The sequence below is a fragment of the Albidovulum sp. genome (assembly GCF_049646345.1).
GTDB lineage: Bacteria > Pseudomonadota > Alphaproteobacteria > Rhodobacterales > Rhodobacteraceae > Albidovulum.
Window position 1 is genome coordinate 1 of the sequence record NZ_JBARVQ010000149.1, and the last position, 4,344, is coordinate 4,344.

Sequence of the window (4,344 nt, forward strand, 5' to 3'; positions counted from 1 at the left end):
CTCTACGGCTCGCCGAAAGCGCCGGTTGAAGCGAACATGGCCGCCGGTTGCGACACGCTTTTCGACATCGATTGGCAAGGCGGCCAGCAGATCCGCAATTCCGCGCTTGGCAAGGATGTCGTGTCGATCTTCATCCTTCCGCCCTCGATCAGCGAACTGGAAGGCCGGCTGAAGGGGCGGGGGCAGGACAGCACCGAAGTGATCGCCGGGCGCATGGCAAAGAGTCAGGCAGAGATCAGCCACTGGGCGGAATACGACTATGTCCTGATCAACGATGATCTGGATCGCGCGGAAGAGGAGCTTCGCACGATCCTGAGCGCCGAACGGATGCGCCGTGACCGCCAGCCGGGGTTGACCGGCTTCGTGCGCGGCCTGAACAAGGAATTCGAGGAGCGGCAATGACGCTGTATGCGCTGGACGGGATCGCACCGTCGGTCCCACAGGATGACGAATACTGGGTCGCCCCCGATGCCAATGTCATTGGCAAGGTGACGCTGGAACCGGGAGCTTCCGTCTGGTTCGGTTCCACGCTGCGCGGAGACAATGAACGGATCGTGCTGGGGTCAGGCAGCAACATTCAGGAAAACTGCGTTCTGCACACCGACATGGGCTATCCGCTGACAATCGGGGCCAATTGCACCGTCGGTCACAAGGCGATGCTGCATGGCTGCACGATCGGAGAAGGCACGCTGATCGGTATGGGCGCGACGATCCTGAACGGCGCCGTGATCGGCAAGGGCTGCCTGATCGGGGCAGGGGCGCTGATCACCGAAGGCAAGGAGATACCGGATGGTGCTCTTGTCATGGGGGCGCCCGGCAAGGTCGTGCGGCAACTCGATGGCCCGGCACAGGCGGCCCTGTTGTCGGCAGCCAAGCACTACCAGGCGAATTTCAAGCGTTATCGCAAAGGCTTGCAGGTGGTAGCAGAATGACCAAGCCGCCAAATTCGATCGTCCGCCGGACGCCATGGCCAGAAAGCTCAAGCCGCCCGGTGGCTACGCCTTTGCAGCCTTCGGTGGTCTACGCCTCGGCAAGCCCCGATGCGCTGGACGCGCAATATGAAGGCCGGGCGAAGGGCTATACCTATGCCCGCGAGGGGCACCCGAATGCCGATGTTCTGGCCCGCAAGATCGACGGGCTGGAGGGCGCATCCGGAGGGCTTATCACCGGGTCGGGTATGTCTGCCATCGCCGCGGCCTTCTTCGGAGTGCTGAAAGCCGGGGATCACGTTATCGGCGCGGACCAACTCTACGGCCGTTCGTTGCGGATGATGAAAGAGGACCTGCCGCGCCTCGGCATCGAAACCAGCTTTGCGGATCCGACTGACCCGGCGGCATTTGCCGCGGCGATCCGCCCGAACACCAGGATGATCCTTGTCGAGGTCGTCTCAAACCCGACATTGCGCGTGGCCGATGTGGCCGGTATCGCGGAACTGGCCAGAGCGCACCGGATTCTGCTGATGGTCGACAATACCTTCACCACGCCGCGTGGCTTCCAACCGTTCGATCATGGCGCCGATATCGTTGTCCATTCCGTGACCAAGCTGCTTTCCGGCCATTCTGACGCGACCCTTGGCTATGTCGTGGCGCCCGACCCGGAATTGCAGGCGGCGATCATGTCGACGGCCGTAACGTTTGGCCTGACGGCGAGCCCGTTTGACTGCTGGCTGGCGGAACGCGGACTGCATTCGTTCGAATTGCGCTATGATCGCGCCGAAGCGAACGCCGCCAGGCTTGCGGATGCTCTGGCGGAAATGTCCAACGTGAATAAGGTGCTCTACCCGATGCGTCCCGATCATCCCGACCACAATCGGGCGGTGGCGTTGCTGGGCGGGCGCGGTGGCAATATGGTCAGTTTTGTTGTCCAGGGCGGGCGCGACGCCGCCAACCGTCTGGTCCAGGCCGCGCCACAGATCGCCTTTGCCCCGACGCTTGGCGACATCGGCACGACGCTGTCGCATCCGGCCAGTTCCTCTCATCGCGCCCTGACGGAAGAGGGCAGGGCGGCGCTTGGGATCGGCGAAGGTTTCTTTCGTGTCTCTGTCGGGATTGAGGATGCCGATCTGCTGATCAGCGAATTTGCCGCTGCGGTCGCCGCCTCTGCCTAGTGCAGGCGGCGGACCTCGGACTTGCCAACATAGATGAATGCCACGTCGAGCGTCGGGCAGAGCGCCCGTATCTCGGCCTGAATCACCTTGGGGTTGGGCATGTCGGGCGCCACCACGCGAAACCGGCCGCGAAAGCCGCTGGCCTGAAGCGCCTGAGCGAGGTCAAGGCAATCAAAGCCCCTTGTCAGGACCGGTGACATCACGATGTCAGGCGTCAGCGTCTGCAGCAACTCGGCGCTGATTTCGTGAAATTCGGCAAAGGCGATCTGGGAATCGGCCGGTAGTGCGCGGCCTGAGCTCACCCACTGCCTGACGTCGCCAACCGCCAGTATGATCGGCCGTGGCCGAGTTTCGTTCTTTGTCTTGCCCGTCTCCAGCCCTAAACCGAAGCCGGGATCATCGTCCAACCGCGCCATGTCGCATCATCCCTCGACATTGCTGGGCTTATAAAATGCCCCTTCGAGGGCAGGTTGGCAAATTGCATCCCTGATTGCAACGCTCATCCAGAGGTTGAAAGAAAGAAAATTGAATCGGCAGAGGGATTTACAAATTCAACGACTTCCAAGACTTTGCGCCCGGTTCATGAGGTGAAGCGAAGATGAAGTCGGGGCAACTGTCGGGTGTGTTGGAGGCGGTCCCTTTACCGCTCTTGCTCGTCGGAGCCGACGAACGGATCGTGTTCGCCAATGCCCGGGCCGTATCCATTTTTGCCAAAGAACTGAATGATCGTCACTACATAGCGGTTTTGCGTCACCCCGCGCTTCTTGACGCGATCGAAGTCGCGTTGCAATCGGGTGAACCACGTCAGGCGATTTATCTCGGTTCCGAAGCCCAAAAGGAGACGACTTATCTGGTTCGCGCCGTGCCTGTTCCCGATGCCTCTGGGCTGTCGGTTTTGGTCAGTTTTGAAGATCAAACCGAAATGCAGGAAGCCGGCAACATGCGGCGGGATTTTGTGGCAAATGTCAGCCACGAACTGCGGACGCCCCTTACGGCGCTGCTGGGATTTATCGAAACGATTCGCGGAGCAGCGCGCGAAGATCCTGCGGCGCGCGACCGTTTCCTGACGATCATGCGGCAGGAAGCGGAGCGAATGAACAGGCTGGTTCATGACCTTCTGTCACTCTCTCGCGTGGAAAGCTCGGAACGCGTGCGGCCAACGGAACTGGTCGATGCGGTCGCTTTGTTGCGCTCTGCGATCACCAGCCTGCAGCAAGCGGCAGAAGACAGCGATGTCACGATTGAGGTGACGATCGAAGGGAAACCCCATCCGGTTCCCGGCGACGCCGACCAGCTGACGCAGGTGTTTTCCAACCTTCTGGAGAACGCGATCAAGTATGGCAGCAAACCCGGCACGGTAAGCGTCCGGGTTTCGGAGACAGATGAGGAACCCGCGCTTCGGGGGCCGGCATTGCGTGTCGATGTCCGAGACGAGGGCGAGGGGATTGAGCCGCTGCATATTCCGCGACTCACCGAGCGATTCTATCGGGTGGACAGTCACAGATCGCGCGAAATGGGAGGAACCGGGCTGGGTCTGGCGATCGTCAAGCATATCGTCAACCGTCACCGGGGCCGACTGAGGATTGCCAGCGAAAGCGGCAAAGGCAGCGTTTTCAGCGTGATCCTGCCAAGAAGCTGACAGGCGATCTAAGTTCACGTCGCGGCAATTCATGGTGTGTCATAAAACTGTTACGCTATTGTCACAAAACCATAGCGCGCGCATACTACGACGCAGCCACTGAGGGGGCAGATGGCCCCCGGGAAACCTACTCAGGAGCTACTTCCATGAAATTCGCGAAACTGACCGCCTCGACCCTGGCGATCGCTGCCGTTTCCGCCACCGCCGCCACCGCACGCGATAATGTGCAGGTTGCCGGTTCCTCGACGGTTCTGCCCTATGCCTCAATCGTTGCCGAGGCCTTCGGCGAAAACTTCGATTTCCCGACGCCGGTCGTGGAATCGGGCGGCTCTTCGGCCGGTCTCAAACGGTTCTGCGAAGGCGTAGGCGAAAACCAGATCGACATCGCCAACGCATCGCGCAAGATCCGCGACAAAGAAATCGCCGCTTGTGCCGCAAACGGTGTGACCGACATCATCGAAGTCCGCATCGGTTATGACGGCATTGTCTTCGCGTCCGACATCAACGGCCAGTCCTTTGCATTCACTCCGTCGCATTGGTTCAATGCCCTGTCGCCGGAAGTGATGGTCGACGGCGCGCTGGTCGCCAACCCCTACAC

At 60.7% G+C, this 4,344-nt stretch carries 6 protein-coding genes; 5 read left to right on the forward strand and 1 reads right to left on the reverse strand.

From position 1 onward, the window contains the following. The 3 genes from WBB85_RS03735 to WBB85_RS03745 form a co-directional block, all read left to right on the forward strand. Positions 1-402, forward strand: a 402-nt coding sequence (locus WBB85_RS03735; RefSeq protein WP_432637279.1) for a guanylate kinase, incomplete at its 5' end; no start/stop codon positions are given. Continuing rightward, positions 399-932 (forward strand): gamma carbonic anhydrase family protein, encoded by a 534-nt coding sequence (locus tag WBB85_RS03740; protein ID WP_432637280.1) that lies wholly within the window; start codon positions 399-401, stop codon positions 930-932. The genes WBB85_RS03735 and WBB85_RS03740, both read left to right, overlap by 4 nt. Then, complete coding sequence (locus tag WBB85_RS03745) at positions 929-2,107, forward strand: trans-sulfuration enzyme family protein (RefSeq protein ID WP_432637281.1); 1,179 nt, start codon at positions 929-931, stop codon at positions 2,105-2,107. Before WBB85_RS03740 ends, WBB85_RS03745 begins: the two co-directional genes overlap by 4 nt. On the opposite strand, the gene WBB85_RS03750 is transcribed toward WBB85_RS03745, so the two are convergent. Next, a complete protein-coding gene (locus WBB85_RS03750; protein WP_432637282.1) occupies positions 2,104-2,523 on the reverse strand; it encodes a hypothetical protein in 420 nt (139 codons plus the stop codon). The genes WBB85_RS03745 and WBB85_RS03750 overlap by 4 nt on opposite strands. 182 nt (positions 2,524-2,705) lie before the next feature. On the opposite strand from WBB85_RS03750, the gene WBB85_RS03755 reads away from it, so the two are divergent. Further along, positions 2,706-3,746, forward strand: coding sequence for an ATP-binding protein (locus WBB85_RS03755; protein ID WP_432637283.1), 1,041 nt, complete (start codon positions 2,706-2,708; stop codon positions 3,744-3,746). Positions 3,747-3,892: 146 nt separating this feature from the next. Continuing rightward, positions 3,893-4,344 (forward strand): substrate-binding domain-containing protein (locus tag WBB85_RS03760; protein ID WP_432637284.1); only part of this gene is annotated, 452 nt, incomplete at its 3' end.

Bases quoted from the DNA above. Each gene is read 5' to 3' on its own strand.
- WBB85_RS03740 (WP_432637280.1), top strand. From the start codon at position 399: ATGACGCTGTATGCGCTGGACGGGATCGCACCGTCGGTCCCACAGGAT.
- WBB85_RS03745 (WP_432637281.1), top strand. From the start codon at position 929: ATGACCAAGCCGCCAAATTCGATCGTCCGCCGGACGCCATGGCCAGAA.
- WBB85_RS03750 (WP_432637282.1), bottom strand. From the start codon at position 2,523: ATGGCGCGGTTGGACGATGATCCCGGCTTCGGTTTAGGGCTGGAGACG.
- WBB85_RS03755 (WP_432637283.1), top strand. From the start codon at position 2,706: ATGAAGTCGGGGCAACTGTCGGGTGTGTTGGAGGCGGTCCCTTTACCG.